Source organism: Novosphingobium guangzhouense (assembly GCF_002896965.1).
Taxonomy (GTDB): Bacteria; Pseudomonadota; Alphaproteobacteria; order Sphingomonadales; family Sphingomonadaceae; genus Novosphingobium; species Novosphingobium guangzhouense.
Genome location: NZ_LYMM01000001.1, coordinates 96,227 through 110,995 on the forward strand (window position 1 = coordinate 96,227; position 14,769 = coordinate 110,995).

11 protein-coding genes are annotated in these 14,769 nt (G+C 65.3%); all 11 read right to left on the reverse strand.

Annotated features, from left to right (window positions below):
- Positions 1-104 precede the first annotated feature (104 nt).
- The 11 genes from A8V01_RS00390 to hutI all read right to left on the reverse strand — a co-directional run bounded on the left by A8V01_RS00390 (position 105) and on the right by hutI (position 14,710).
- Positions 105-1,913 (reverse strand): putative bifunctional diguanylate cyclase/phosphodiesterase, encoded by a 1,809-nt coding sequence (locus tag A8V01_RS00390; RefSeq protein WP_103093976.1) that lies wholly within the window; start codon positions 1,911-1,913, stop codon positions 105-107.
- Between the two features lie 113 nt (positions 1,914-2,026).
- Entirely contained in the window at positions 2,027-3,145 is a 1,119-nt protein-coding gene (locus A8V01_RS00395) for a pectinesterase family protein (RefSeq protein ID WP_103093977.1), read from the reverse strand.
- 2 nt (positions 3,146-3,147) lie between these two features.
- Positions 3,148-4,110 carry an alpha/beta hydrolase gene (locus tag A8V01_RS00400; protein ID WP_103093978.1) on the reverse strand — a complete coding sequence of 321 codons (963 nt, stop codon included), beginning with the start codon at positions 4,108-4,110 and terminating at the stop codon, positions 3,148-3,150.
- Positions 4,111-4,182: 72 nt separating this feature from the next.
- Positions 4,183-7,221 (reverse strand): TonB-dependent receptor, encoded by a 3,039-nt coding sequence (locus tag A8V01_RS00405; protein WP_103093979.1) that lies wholly within the window; start codon positions 7,219-7,221, stop codon positions 4,183-4,185.
- Between the two features lie 99 nt (positions 7,222-7,320).
- Complete coding sequence (locus tag A8V01_RS00410) at positions 7,321-8,289, reverse strand: FecR family protein (protein WP_103093980.1); 969 nt, start codon at positions 8,287-8,289, stop codon at positions 7,321-7,323.
- Positions 8,283-8,888 (reverse strand): RNA polymerase sigma factor, encoded by a 606-nt coding sequence (locus A8V01_RS00415; protein ID WP_245892175.1) that lies wholly within the window; start codon positions 8,886-8,888, stop codon positions 8,283-8,285. The genes A8V01_RS00410 and A8V01_RS00415 overlap by 7 nt, the downstream gene beginning before the upstream one ends.
- Before the next feature lie 73 nt (positions 8,889-8,961).
- On the reverse strand, positions 8,962-9,489 hold the full coding sequence (locus tag A8V01_RS00420) for a HutD/Ves family protein (protein ID WP_103093982.1): 528 nt from the start codon (positions 9,487-9,489) through the stop codon (positions 8,962-8,964).
- On the reverse strand, positions 9,486-11,153 hold the full coding sequence (gene hutU / locus A8V01_RS00425) for a urocanate hydratase (protein ID WP_103093983.1): 1,668 nt from the start codon (positions 11,151-11,153) through the stop codon (positions 9,486-9,488). The genes A8V01_RS00420 and hutU overlap by 4 nt, the downstream gene beginning before the upstream one ends.
- A 1-nt stretch (position 11,154) precedes the next feature.
- Positions 11,155-11,967: an N-formylglutamate deformylase gene (hutG, locus tag A8V01_RS00430; protein WP_103093984.1), complete on the reverse strand. Its 813-nt coding sequence runs from the start codon at positions 11,965-11,967 to the stop codon at positions 11,155-11,157.
- Positions 11,964-13,493, reverse strand: a complete 1,530-nt coding sequence (gene hutH, locus A8V01_RS00435) for a histidine ammonia-lyase (protein WP_103093985.1) — start codon at positions 13,491-13,493, stop codon at positions 11,964-11,966. Before hutH ends, hutG begins: the two co-directional genes overlap by 4 nt.
- Positions 13,490-14,710 carry an imidazolonepropionase gene (gene hutI / locus A8V01_RS00440; protein WP_103094174.1) on the reverse strand — a complete coding sequence of 407 codons (1,221 nt, stop codon included), beginning with the start codon at positions 14,708-14,710 and terminating at the stop codon, positions 13,490-13,492. Before hutI ends, hutH begins: the two co-directional genes overlap by 4 nt.
- Between the last annotated feature and the right edge of the window lie 59 nt (positions 14,711-14,769).

Here is a 14,769-nt window from a genome sequence, read left to right on the forward strand (position 1 = left end):
CTGATATTCCAGGAGGCCCCTTAGGACACTATGGCTATTTTTTGGTTAAGATTTGTAAAAAATCCTGCCGACTACCAAATGTTAATCAGTCATCTGGCGGTCCGTCAGCTGCCCGTCAGAGTAATGGGAAACTGGCTGGCCTGCGCGGCCATGAGCATCGCGGCTTCATCGCGCGGGACTGCGCGCGAATACAGATAGCCCTGGCCCAGCGTGCAGCCCAGAGCCGCCAGTTTTCGGGCCTGCCCGGCCGTCTCGATCCCTTCGGCGACCACGCGGATGCCAAGCTTGGTCGCGATATCGATGATGCCTTCGGCAATGATCTGGCTGGGCGCATGGCTGACGATGCGATCGACGAAGGACTTGTCGATCTTGATGTAATCCACCGGCACGCTCATCAGGTGGGTAAGCGAGGCGTAGCCGGTGCCGAAGTCGTCAAGCGCAACCTTGAGCCCCTTGGCGCGGAGCGCCTCGACAGACTTCTGCACGGTTCCCGCCTGATCCATGTAAACGGATTCGGTGACTTCAAGGCTGACATGCCGAAGCGGCACGTTGGCCCGCCCGAATGTCTCGCTCAGCAGGGTGTAGATCGAAGCGCCGTGAAAGTCCGCCGATGCCACGTTGATGCTGACTTGCGGAACGGCGATGCCGTCATCAAGCCATCTGCGGATGTCGCGGGCGACCGCACGCATCATTCGCCGTGTGAGGGCGCCGGCGATCTGCGGATCGGTCGTCGCCTCATGGAAGGACGCAGCCGGCAGCGTCTTGTCGCCGACCCGCATGCGGCACAGCGCTTCCAGCCCCACGATTTCGCCGCTGCGGATATCGACGACGGGCTGGTAGTGCGGTTCGATGCGATTTTCGCGCAAGGCTATGCCCACGTCCCTGATCGCGGTAAGCCGCTGCATCATGCGGCTGCCGATCCCCGGCCAGTACCGCACGAAGCTGCCGCGCCCGTTTTCCTTGGCGTGATAGAGCGCGAAGTCCGCGTGCTGGCGGATCTGCTCGGCGGAAAGCTGCTCAGTCGACATTTCGGCAAGGCCGACCGTCGCCTTGGGTGAGATGACATTGCCGCCGCAATCGGCAGCCGCCGAAATCTCGTCGAGGAACTTGCGCGCTGTCTTCTCCAGATCGCGCAGTGCCGGTTCGCTCTCCACGATGATGGCGAATTCGTCTCCGCCGATGCGATAGGCCCTGTCAGGGTAGGCGGCGATCGTCAGGCGATCCGCAACCTGACGCAGCAGGATATCGCCGGCGCAGTGCCCGAAGGTGTCATTGACCGCCTTGAGGTTGTCCAGATCGAGGAGATAGAGCGCCCACGACCCTTGCACCCTGTCGTCAAGCGCGCGCAGGGCCGCGTTAAAGGCAGCACGGTTGGCAAGCCCGGTCAGGGCATCGATGTTGGCGCGCCGCTCATACTCCTCGACGCGGCGATGGCGGTCGATAGCGATCGCGCCCAGATGAACGCACTGGTCGACGATTTCGCGTTCAAGCGCGGTGGGGCCCCGCTTTTCCTTATAGTAGAATGCAAAGGTGCCCATGGTCCGCCGGCGTTCATCGAAGATCGGATGGGACCAGCAGGCTTTCAGGCCAAGCGGCAGCACCAGATCCCGGAATGCGGTCCACCGCGGGTCATTGGCGATGTCGGGCGTGGTGATTTCCTGCCCCAGATAGGCTGCAGTACCGCAAGTACCCACATTGGGGCCGATCTTGAGGCCGGTGATCGCATCGCTGTAACTTTCGGGAAGGCTGGGCGCGGCAAGAGAATATAGCCTGCCCCAGCCATCCACGGTCACCACCGAACAGCATGCGCCGGGAACAAGGCGTTCCACCTCATGGCATAGCCGCAAGGCCGTATCGGCCAGCGGTTCGCCTCGGGCAATCATTTCCAGGATCGTGTTCTGCAACTCTGTCATCTGGCTCGCAGTCTTTTCTGCAGTGCCAGTCTGCGGCGCAATGGTTAATTATCTTCCCACATTTCTGGCTGGAGCGACGGCTTTGTGCGGGCTTACCCATCTGTTCATCGCATTTACCCCGCGGGTTGCCAGTCCCCGAGCAGTTCCCGGCGGATTGCGACGATGCCGGCCGTTTCCCGCCAGGTCATGCCGATGTCCCTTGCTTTCGAGCCGGGGCCGTTGGAGCCGCTCTCCCAGAACCGGGAATCCTGGGGCCTGAATACGTCGGTCATGGTGCCATCGCGGGCGGTGCCGTTCATGGTCGTCCAGTGCTCTGGATGGATGTGGCGATCCATGAAACAGTCGATGAAAAGCGCGGACCCGACAGCGGAAGGATTGGCGTAGCGTCCGTCCGGGAACCGGGTGGTGGGGTGCCAAGGACGGGCCAGAGCCACCGCTCCATCAGGCACGCCAGCCTCGCGGGTCAGGCGCGAGCGGTATACGACGATGCCATAAGGCTGCGACAGCAGCGTCGAGGGGGCGGCGATGAAGGATTGGAACTCTCCGGCGATATAAGGCGCACTGCGGGGGCGCGAGCGCACTTCGCTGTCCTCGATCAGCAGCCTGCCATTGCCGAATATGAAGTCGATATTGCCCGCCACGAGGCTGCGGCGAACCAGCGCCCTGCCGCCGTTGGCGAAGAGCGTATCCTGATATCCGAGAACGGCGGAGCGATCGATCAGCACCCGGTCGCTGTGGACGTCAAGCAGCAGGGCGACGGCCTGCGGGTTGCCCAGCCGCTCCGCACTGCCCTGCGGATGGCGGTCGTTGGCAAGGTAATCGAACGTGTTCTCGATCGTCAGCCCCTGCACGACGACATCGGCGGCATCGATCGTCAGCGTGGCGGAGCCCGGCGTGCCCCAGTTGTCGCGGTGCCAGCGCCCGGCCGTCTGCGCGACTGCGCCGAAGTGCAGGCGCGTGCGCCCCGCTCCGCTTCCGATCAGCCGGGTGCGACCGCGAGAGACGACCGGCTTTTCCTCATACTCTCCCGCAGCGATGCGGATGGTGATCCAGCTGTCGGACGTATCGCGTGCAGCGGCGTCCAGCGCGGGCTGGATGGCGGTATAGCACGGCGCCTTGCCATCTCCGCAGGACGGCTGCACGACGTACTCGGTCGGCGCCGCCTGCGCAGGAATCCCAAGGCCCGCGGCCAGAGGGACAGCTGCCAGGGCGACGGCCAGAATGCGGATCATCGTTATGCGTCCTTCTTCTTCAGCGCCACAAGGAACCCGTCGATCTCCTGGGCGACCTTGTCCAGCCATGGATCGAACAGCCAGAAATCGTGAGGGGCGCCGGTGAAGGCGAACCAGCGGTTAGGGATGCGATTGCGCTCCAGTTCGGCGATGACCTTGTCCTTGCCTTGCGTGAAACGCGCGATGCCGCTGCTGATGATGAGCGTTGGGGGCGACGCTGCTCCGACATGGCTGGCGGCGCTGGCTTCCTTCCAGCGGGCGCCGGCATTTTCGTAAGCCCCGCCAAGCCAGCGCGCGGCGGGCGATGCGTCCCCGGCGGCATTTTCGAAGCGCAGGGCTTCGGGGTCGGTGAAATCGAGTACGCCGTCAAGGTCGATCAGCGCGGCAGCGGTGCGATCCGCACCGGCACCGAACAGCCCCGAAGGCCCCGCGTAAGCCAGCAGCGAGGCCATCTGACCGCCCGACGAAGCCCCGCCGATGGCGATGCGGGCAGGGTCGACGCCGAATTCGCCCGCATGTGCGCGCGCCCATGCCAGTGCATCACCGATGTCGGTCATCCCTGCCGGATAAGGCGCTTCCGGCGAAAGCCGAAATTCCGGCAGGAACACGGTGTACCCGCGTTGGGCCAGCAGGTTGGCCAAGGCATAGAAATGCGTCTTCGCCCCCGCGCGCCAGCCTCCGCCATGGACTAGGACGATGCCGATCCGGCTGGCGTTCGCCGCAGGACGGAACACATCGATATGCAGATCGCGGGTGCCGGTGTTCTTGTAGGGCCGGTCGAACAGCACCGACTGCCCCGCTTGCCAGGTCACCGCCGGCCAGGCGATGCCGGGGAACTTGTCCTGATATTGTGCGAAGCGCTGGCCGATCGTGTAGCTGTCATCCACTTCCCGCGCCGGACCATGGCCCGACACCAGCATGGCGGCAAGCGCCAGTACCCATGCCAACTTGCCTGAACTTCGCACCGCATCACACTCCCGCAAAACGAAAAAGAGGACCGCCGCCCGAGGGGTATTGGGCGGCGGTCCATCAAGGTATCAGAACTGGTAGCGGGCGCCCACGAACCACTGCGCGCCGGTCTTGGAGTATTCGCGCACCAGATACTGAGTACCGTCGCCGGTGCCGTAGATGCGTTCCTTTTCGTTGGTGACGTTGATGCCCTGAATGTTCAGGCTGATCCGCTTTGTCAGGTTGTAGTAGGCCGAGATGTCCACCTGCGTCGGGCCGTACTTGCGTTCCTGCACGTGGCCGTTTCCGCCCGGCTGGCTCAGCAGATAGTCGTCGCGCTTGTTGACCGACACGCGAAGGCCAAGGTCACCGGTGTCATAATAGGCGGTGAAGTTGTAGGAATTGGGCGACAAGCCCGTGGAATCGCGCGCCGAGACATGGGTGTAGTTGGACGCGATGCCGAAGTACGAAAGCGCACCGGGAAGGAAGGTGAAGGGCACGTTGAGGGTGGCCTCCAGTCCCTTCACGCTGTTGCCGTTCGATGAATTGACGGTGCTGTAGAAGGTGTACTGCGTCGTCGCCGGGTCCGCCTGATACGATGCGTCATAGCGCGGGTCGGCATAGATCGCGGCCCAGTATTCCTGCGGGACCGACTGCTGCACTACCGAGGTCGTCAGCGAGCTGATGATGTTCTTCTTGAACACACCCAGCGAAATCAGGCCGCCCTTGCTGAAGTACCATTCCACGCCAAGGTCGAAGTCGTTCGACAGATAGGGCTTGAGCGCCGGGTTGCCCAGGTTGCTGACCGTGCGCGTCGAATATTCGAACACGGGCGCGGCGATGTTGAGCGAGGCAAGGCCGGGCCGCGTCATCGAACGGGCATAGGCGAAGCGCGCCACAAGATCCGGCGTCACGTTGAGCGCGGCGTTGAACGAAGGCAGGAAGTTGTCGTAGTGCCGCTTCACCTCGACCGGAGAGCCCGAGATCACCGCACGCGATTCCACGTCGGTGCGCACCCAGCGCAGGCCGCCGTCAAGCCGCAGGGTCATCGCGCCGATGTCGATTTCGCCCATAACTTCGCCGTAGCCGCCGGTGGTCTTCTCAACCACTTCCCAGCCCGCCGCGACATTGGTGGTATAATTGCCCGAAAGCAGGTCGGAGGCGGCGATGGCGTCGAAGTCGATCACCGCGAACGTCGGCAGTCCGCCCGAAACCACGCCGCGCCCGAAGTGGCTGATCGGGAAGCTGGTGAGGTAGCCCGCCGGATCGAAGTTCGGCAGATCGCCCTGCGCCTCGGAATAGCCGACAAGGCGGCGGTTGTAGGCAAAGCCCGCTTGCGCGGTGAAGCGGCCCTTGGTGAAGGTGGCGTTGGCCTTGGTCGTGAAGTTGTCCTTCACAACGTTGTTGATGCGGTTCGACGGGGTCGTCGCGCTGATGAAGTTGGTCGGATCGTTGGGATCGTAATCGCCGTAATCGACGGTCGCCACGTCCTTGCTGCCCGAATAGTCATAAGCGTAATAATGCGGGACAGAGCGGGCATAGAAGCGCAGTTCGGTGCGGTCCGCCGTGTCGCGCGCCTTACCGATCATCGCGTCGATCTTGAGGTTGCTCGTCACCTCGTAGTCGCCCGAGAACACGAACTGGCGGAACTTCGACGTCGAGGTCTGGTGGCGGCTTTCGTACCACGAAGTCACATCATCGAAGGCGGCGGCGACAAGCTGCTTGCCATCGGGCGCGACGGTGAATGACAGCGGCGTCTGGCCCACGAAGTTGCCCGGCTCGCCATGGGTCAGCAGCCATTCCATCGAGTTGTAGTTGTACCGCTCGTTATCCAGCTGCGAATAGAGCGCGTCGAAGCTGAGCGTCAGCCCGTCGATCGGCTTGGCCTGGATCGATCCGGTCAGGCCAAGGCGTTTCTGGTCGTTCCCGAAGAAGTCCGCGCGCGGCAGGCGCGGCGCCCACAGGCAATCGAGGCTGTCCGCCGCGCCGCAATCCTCGGGCGTGCCGGTGACGGTGGGGTTGCTGTCTGCCCAGCTATCGCCGTTCACGTAAGGAGAGGTCCAGCGCACGCTGGAGAAGCCCTCCTGATAGACCGTGCGCTCCGAATAAGCAGCGGAAAGCAGGAAGCCGATGCGGTCGTCCGCGAAAGTGTCCGACACCATCACGGTGGCGCGCGGATCGACCTTGCGGGTCATCGCGTTATAGCCGCCCTGCGCCGAGCCGACGACGTGGAATCCCTTGAAATCGAACGGCTTGGCCGAATAAAGGTCAACCGTACCGGCAATGCCGCCTTCCTCGATCGAGGCGCGCTGGGTCTTCTGCACGTCGATGCGGTTGAACAGTTCGGATGCGAAGACGTGAAAGTCGAAGGCGCGGCCCGCGTTGATGGTGAAGCCGCCGGAATCAAGGCCGTCGCTGCTGGCAGGTACTTCCATCCCGTTCAGCGTCGTGCGGGTGAAATCGGGCGAGAAACCGCGCAGGGTGATGTTGCGACCTTCGCCGCCCTCGCGCGAAATCGCGACGCCGGGCAGGCGCTGGATCGATTCCGACAGATTGAGGTCGGGCATCTTGGCCATGTCTTCGGCCATGATGCTCTCGGTCAGGTTGACGGCGCGGCGCTTCAGATCCTGCGCCTTGGCAAGACTGCCGCGAAAGCCGGTGACAAGGATTTCGGAATTCGCCACCGGCTCCTCATCCGCCGCCGCGACTTCGGCGGCCGGGGATGCTGCCTGTGCGGAGGCGACAGGGATCGTCACGGCGGGAGCTGCGCTGAGGCTGGTCGGCGTGAGAGTGCGGGGCGACATCGGTGGCGTGGCGCGAGCCACGATCGCGTAGGAACCCGGCCCGGTGCGGCGGGCGGCAAGGCCGGTTCCGGCCAGCAGGCGGCCCAGCGCTTCATCCACGCTCATCTCTCCGCGCACGGCATTGGTGCGGATGGCGTGCGTCAGGCGGCGTGCGGCGATGATCTGGATATCGCCCTGCCGTCCGAGCTGGCTGATCGCGGTTTCGGCAGGCTGCGCCTCGATCGCGAACTGTCGCGTCTGCGCAGCGGCCTGAACCGGCGATGCCACCATGCACATGATCGCAGAAGATGCGAACAAGGCGCTCCGAATGTCCGAAGTATTCATTATCCCTCCCAATGTCCCGATCCGTCAGGTTTCTTTTCACCTGTGCCCTTTAAGAGTCTGCGGAGCGGATATTCCTTCTCGTCATCTCGAAAATTTTTGTCATTCGATCCGAATGAGGTTCGGATTGCTGGTGTCCAGAGACACCCCCAGACTGGCCTTCACCGCTTCGGCAAAGCCTTCAGGGTCGTTGACCCGGAACAGGCCGTCGAACTCCTCACGCGCGATGCGGGGATCGGCGATGATGATCTGGCGCTGGTTATAGCGGTTGAATTCGTCCGCCGCGTCGTAGAGTGTGCGGCCGTTGAGGTCGATCATGCCGCCGCGCCAGGCCAGCGCCCGGTCGACGGAAGAGGATATGCCGGTTTCGTAATCGATCACGGCATGGGCGCTCAGCATCGCGCGGTCCCCGGCTTCCAGTTTCATGCGCAGGTTCTGGTCGCCATCGGCCCACGTCTCCACGATGCCTTCGGTGACAAGGATCTCCACCCCCGTTTCGCGGCGCCTTACCGAGAAGGCGGTGCCCACCGCGCGCACGCGCACGTTTCCGGCGGCGACCACGAAGGGACGTTTGGCGTCCTTGGCAACCTCGAACCATGCTTCGCCCTGCGCCAGTTGCACTTCGCGCGTTCTGGCGGCCATGGTGACGGTCAGTTCGCTGCCCGAATTCATCGTCATCACCGAACCGTCGGGCAGTGGCAGACGGCGGATTTCACCAAGTCTTGTGGCGTAGGCCGCCGGGGTCTGGCTCCAGCGCAGGCCGACGAAGGCCAGCGCGGCCGATGCCGCCATTCCCGCCAGCACGCCGCGACGGCCCCAGCCCGTGGACGCGGGTTCCGCCTCTTCTTCGACGGCCGTTACAGGTGGCGCGACAGGTGCCGCAGCCTCCGCTTCGGGCGTCAGCGCCAGCCATTGCGCCTGCACCTGCAGCAGCAGGCCCTGTCGCAGCGGGTCTGCGGCCAGCCATGCCTGAAGTTCGGCTTCGTCCGCCCCGGTCCAGTCGTCCGCGTCCATCCGCGCCACGAAGCGGGCGGCGTCATCGCGCGCCTGATCGTCTATGCGCGTCACCATGACCGGGCTTCCCGCAGATCAGCGCCCAGCATCCGGTTTTCGCTTTGCGCTTCGGCCTGTGACCATGCATCGCGGATGGCGCGCACGCCGGTCCAGACCTGCTTTTCGACCGCCTTTTCGGTCATGCCGAGGTGGACGGCGATTTCCTTCTGCGACCAACCTTCGATCTTGCGCAGTTCCACCACGCGGCGGCAGCGTTCGGGCAGGCGGCCGATGATCGCCAGCACGCGTTCGTAGCTGATCCGGCTTGCCGCCTGTTCTTCGGGAGAGGGGGTTTCGTCCTGCCAGGTTTCGATCTCGCTGACCGCTTCCAGCACCACCACCTGCTGACGCTTGAGACGGCGCAGCAGGAGGTTGCGGGTAATCGAGAACATGTAGGCCAGCGGCCGGTCGATGTGGTCGACCGAGGGCAGCATCGCGATCCGGCAATAGGCTTCCTGCATCACCTCGTCCACGTCCTCCGGCGAGAGGCGCGAGCGGGCCAGCCAGCGACGGACCCGCGCCTCATGCGGCACGATCTCGCGCGCGACCCAAAGGGCCGTGCGGCGTCGCCGTGCAAATTCCTGGTCAGCCTCCCCTGGCGTGGCACCCTCCCTCAAGGCGTTCGGATTTCCCGTTTGCCATGAAAGAGACCCGGCGCGGAAAATTCCTTCCGCGCCAGTGCAGATTTTTTTAGGAGAGGAAGCGGACCAGCAATCCGGAGCCGGAAGTGGTGACGGGGCCGTCGATCCGCGCGCAGTCCAGATAGCCGAGATCGGCACCGCCAAGCGCCTGCGGTTCGAGGGCGAGGAGGAAGGTCGAACCGTTCGCGCCAAGCACTTCGCCGGGGCCGAGGCGCTGCATCTCGCAAGTGAAGGCGCCGCGCCTGACCATGGCGTTAAGGTCCAGCACCGGCCCGCCCGGCAAGACGCCCTCGACGCTCGCACCGCCGTCGAACGGGAAGGGGGCACTGGCAGGATCGAGCATTGCGCCGACAGCGCCGGTCAGGTGCAGGGTGCCTTCCAGCACCGCCAGTGTCCGGTCCACGCCCGCGAACACGGAGAACGGACCTGCCGCCTCGACCCTTGCCATACTGAGGCGCCAGAGGAAGTCGTCCATCCCCGCGCCGGGCGGGAAGACGGCGATTTCGCGCGTCGTCCCGCCGCCGTTCTTCCACGGCTTTTCCGGGCAGTCTCCTGCCCGGATTACCGTTACGCTCATCCAAGGATGCCCGGCAGGTCGAGGCCCTTTTCCACCGCGCAGTCCCGCGCGATGTCATAGCCCGCATCGGCGTGGCGCATGACGCCGGTGGCGGGGTCGTTCCACAGCACGCGCTCAAGCCGCGCCGCCGCTTCGGGCGTGCCGTCCGCCACGATCACCATGCCCGAATGCTGCGAGAAGCCCATGCCGACGCCGCCGCCGTGGTGCAGTGAGACCCATGTGGCGCCGCTGGCGGTGTTGAGCAGGGCGTTGAGCAGCGGCCAGTCCGAAACCGCGTCCGACCCGTCCTGCATGGACTCGGTCTCACGGTTAGGCGAGGCGACCGAGCCGCTGTCGAGGTGGTCGCGGCCGATCACCACCGGGGCCTTCAGTTCGCCGTTGGCGACCATCTCGTTGAAGGCGAGGCCAAGGCGGTGGCGGTCGCCCAGACCGACCCAGCAGATCCGCGCGGGCAGGCCCTGGAACTGGATCTTCTCGCGCGCCATGTCGAGCCAGTTGTGCAGGTGTGCGTTGTCGGGCAGCAGTTCCTTCACCTTAGCGTCGGTCTTGTAGATGTCCTCCGGATCGCCCGAAAGCGCGGCCCAGCGGAACGGCCCGACGCCCCGGCAGAACAGCGGGCGGATATAGGCGGGGACGAAGCCGGGGAAGTCGAAAGCGTTGGTGACACCCTCGTCCAGCGCGACCTGGCGAATGTTGTTGCCGTAGTCGGTGGTGGGCACGCCTGCCGCCTGAAAGTCCAGCATCGCGCGCACGTGCTGCGCCATCGATGCCTTGGCGGCCTTGGCGACTGCCTCGGGTTCACGCTCGCGCCGTTCGATCCATTCGGCGACGGTCCAGCCTGCGGGCAGATAGCCGTTTACCGGATCGTGGGCGCTGGTCTGGTCGGTCAGCAGGTCGGGGCGGATGCCGCGCGCGTAGATTTCGGGCAGCAATTCGGCCGCGTTGCCCAGCAGGCCGACCGAGACGGGCTTGCCGTCCGCCTTCGCCTGATCGATGATCGCCATCGCCTCTTCGATGGTGGTGGCCGACTTGTCGAGGTAGCCGGTGCGCAGGCGCATCTCGATCCGGCTGGGCTGGCATTCGATGGCAAGGCACGATGCGCCCGCCATGACCGCCGCCAGCGGCTGCGCGCCGCCCATGCCGCCAAGACCCGCCGTCAGCAGCCACTTGCCCGAAAGATCGCCGTTGTAATGCTGGCGGCCCATTTCCACGAAAGTTTCGTAAGTGCCCTGAACGATGCCCTGCGTGCCGATGTAGATCCACGAACCGGCGGTCATCTGCCCGTACATGGCAAGGCCGCGCTTATCGAGTTCGTTGAAATGTTCCCAGTTCGCCCAGTGCGGCACGAGGTTGGAATTGGCGATCAGCACGCGCGGTGCATCGGCATGGGTGCGGAACACGCCCACCGGCTTGCCCGACTGCACCAGCAGCGTCTGGTTATCTTCAAGGCGCTGGAGCGTCTCGACGATCTTGTCGTAGCTTTCCCAGTCGCGCGCGGCGCGGCCGATGCCGCCGTAGACCACCAGTTCCTCGGGCCGCTCTGCCACGTCGGGGTGAAGGTTGTTCATCAGCATCCGCAGCGGCGCTTCAGTGAGCCAGCTTTTCGCGGAAAGCTGCGTGCCGGTGGCGGGCTTGATGACGCGGGTATTGTCGATACGGGTCATGTCAGGATTCCTGAAGGGCAAAGGCGCGGGCGGCCTTCATGATCTGGGAAAGGGTTTGCGTGATCGCGGCGGCACGGGCCGGATCGAAGGCGGGGGGCCAGTTGGCTTCGGTGGGCACATCGGGTTCGTCCATGTAGCCCCGGATGGCGAGTTCTATCTGGATGGCGTGGACGCCCTTGTCGGGCTCTCCGTAATGACGCGTGGTCCAGCCACCCCGGAACCGGCCGTCAAGCACGTGGCTTTCGCCCGAAGCCGCACAGATAGCCTGCACGGCGCTTGCAAGGCCAGGATCGCAGGTCTGTCCGCCGTTGGTGCCGATGTTGAACTGCGACAGTTCGCCGTCGAACAGGCGCGGCACGTTGCTGCGGATCGAGTGCGCGTCATAGAGCACCACCCGGCCGTGCACCGCGCGCAGCCGCTCGATCTGGGCCTGCAGCGCGGCATGGTAAGGATCGAACCACAATGCGCGGCGACGGGCGATCTCGGCCTCGTCAGGCGCATCCCCGGCATAAAGCGGCTCGCCGTCGAAGGTCGTCGTCGGGCACAGTTCCGTCGTCGCCTGCCCCGGATAGAGCGAGGCGCCCGAAGGATCGCGGTTGAGGTCGATCACGCTGCGCGAGATGCGTGTGCTGATCAGCGTTGCGCCCATGTCGGCAGCGAAGGCGTAGAGTTTGTCCACCCACCAGTCGGCATCGCGCCGCGCCAGCCACTCGGACGTGAAGAGGTGTCCCACATCGGCCAGATCGGTGCCCACGTGGGGAAAGGCGACGACCAGCGGCGCGTCGCCTTCGATGACATTCAGCCAGTCGCTCACGCTACACCGGGAAGGCTGTCACCCGCCGATGCGAGCAGCGCGCCCGAACGGATGAGCAGGTTCGCGGCCTCCATGTCCGGGTGGAAATGGCGGTCGTCTTCCAGCGAAGGCACCTGTTCGCGCAACGTCGCGCGGGCGGCCTCAAGCGCGTCGCTGGATGCGAGCGGAGCGTGGAAATCCACGCCTTGCGCTGCGGCCAGCAGTTCGATGCCCAGCACGGCGGTGGCGTTCTGTGCCATGTCCAGCAACCGGCGCGCGCCGTGAGCGGCCATCGAGACGTGGTCTTCCTGATTGGCCGAGGTCGGGATGGAATCCACGCTGGCCGGATAGGCGCGCTGCTTGTTTTCGCTGACCAGCGCGGCGGCGGTCACCTGCGGGATCATGAAGCCCGAATTGAGGCCGGGGCGCGGGGTCAGGAAGGCGGGCAGGCCGGACAGCGCCGGGTCCACCAGCATGGCGATGCGGCGTTCCGCGATGGAGCCGATCTCGCAGATGGCCATGGCGATCATGTCGGCGGCGAAGGCGACGGGCTCTGCGTGGAAGTTGCCACCTGAAAGCGCCTCGTCCGTCTCCGGGAAGATCAGCGGGTTGTCGGAGACGCCGTTGGCCTCGATCTCCAGCGTGGTCGCGGCCTGACGCAGAATGTCGAGCGCGGCGCCCATGACCTGCGGCTGACAGCGCAGGCAGTAGGGGTCCTGCACGCGCGCGTCGTTCTCCAGATGGCTGGCGCGGATGGCGCTGCCGGTCATCAACCCGCGCAGGGCATCGGCAACCTCGATCTGGCCGCGATGACGGCGCAGGGTGTGGATGCGCGGATCGAACGGCGTGTCGGACCCCTTGGCCGCCTCGGTCGACAGTGCGCCGGTGACAAGGGCGGAACGGAACAGCAGTTCGGCCTCGAACAGCCCGGCCAGCGCATTGGCGGTGGAGAACTGGGTGCCGTTAAGCAGCGCCAGCCCTTCCTTGGGGCCCAGTTCGGTGGGTTCAAGCCCCGCCTTGCCCAGCGCCTCGGCGGCGGGCAGGCGCTCGTCCCGATAGAAGATTTCGCCCACGCCGATCATCGTTGCGGCCATGTGGGACAGCGGGGCAAGATCGCCGCTGGCGCCGACCGAGCCCTGGCTGGGCACCACGGGCGTCAGGCCCTTGACCAGCATCGCTTCCAGCAGCGCCACCGTCTCGGGCCTCACGCCCGAGGCGCCCTGTGCCAGACTGGCCAGCTTCAGCGCCATCATCAGGCGGATCACCGGCACCGGCGAAGGCGCGCCCGTGCCCGCCGCGTGGCTCAGCACGATGTTACGCTGGAGCGTGGCGAGATCCTCGTCTCCGATGCGCACGCTGGCCAGCTTGCCGAAGCCGGTGTTGATGCCATAAACCGGCGCGCCCTTGGCCAGAATGCGCGATACGGCGGCGGCGCTTTGTGCCACGCGGGGGGCGCAGGCCGGGTCGAGCGAAACGGCAGCGCCGCGATAGATCGCGCGCCAGTCCGCCAGCGGGACGTTACCGGGGGTGAGCGTAACGGGATTCATTGACCACTCCAGATGCGGGCATGGAGCGGATTGAACCCCATGCGATAAATCAGTTCGGCAGGACGTTCGACGTCCCAGATGGCAAGGTCGCAGCGCTTGCCCGCCTCCAGCGTGCCGCGGTCGGACAGGCCGAGGGCGCGCGCGGCATTGCGGGTGACACCGGCAAGGCATTCGCCAACGGTCAGGCGGAACAGCGTCGCGCCCATGTTCATCGTCAGCAGCAGCGAGGTGAGCGGCGAGGTGCCGGGGTTGCAGTCTGTCGCCAGCGCGATTCTAACCCCGGCAGCGCGCAAGGCCGCGACCGGCGGCAGTTTGGTTTCGCGCACGAAGTAATATGCCCCCGGCAGCAGCGTGGCGACGGTACCCGATGCGGCCATGGCGGCGATGCCAGCTTCGTCCAGATGTTCGAGGTGATCCGCCGACAGCGCACCGTGACGGGCGGCCAGCGCCGCGCCGTGAAGGTTGGAGAGCTGTTCGGCATGAAGCTTCACCGGCAAGCCATGGCGCGCGGCAGCGGCGAACATCCGCTCCGTCTGCTCGACGCTGAAGCCGATGCCCTCGCAGAAGGCGTCCACCGCATCGGCAAGGCCCAGCGCGGCGACTTGCGGCAGCACTTCGTCGCACAGGAGGGCAATGTAGCCGTCCGCATCCTCGGCATATTCCGGCGGCAGGGCGTGCGCGCCAAGGAAGGTCGTGGCGATGGAAACCGCGCGCTCCGTGCCCAGGCGGCGGGCGGCGCGCAGCATGCGGATTTCGGTTGCGGCATCAAGACCGTAGCCGGACTTGACCTCCACCGTCGTCGCGCCTTCCGCGATCAGTGCATCGAGGCGGGGGAGCGCCGTTGCGACAAGATCGTCCTCGCTGGCAGCGCGGGTGGCGCGCATGGTGGAGACGATGCCGCCGCCGCTGCGGGCGATCTCTTCGTAGGAGGCACCGTCAAGGCGCATCTCGAACTCCGCCGCGCGGTCGCCGCCGTGGATCAGGTGGGTGTGGCAGTCGATCAGACCGGGCGTGATCCACCGCCCTTCGCAGTCGATTACCTGCTTCGCGTCGAGCGCAGGAGCGTTGGCGGAAGGCCCGGCGTAGACGATCACGCCGTCCTTTGCCGCAATCACGCCATGGTCGAGGGCGCCGATGCCGTTGCCTGCCCCGTCGCCTGCCCCGTCGCCTGCCATCGTCGCAAGTCGCGCGCCTTTCCAGACGGTGTCGTACAGCATGATTCCGTGGCCCTCGTTTGCCTCGCCCATTGTGATTGCACCGTTCAAAATTAATGTAT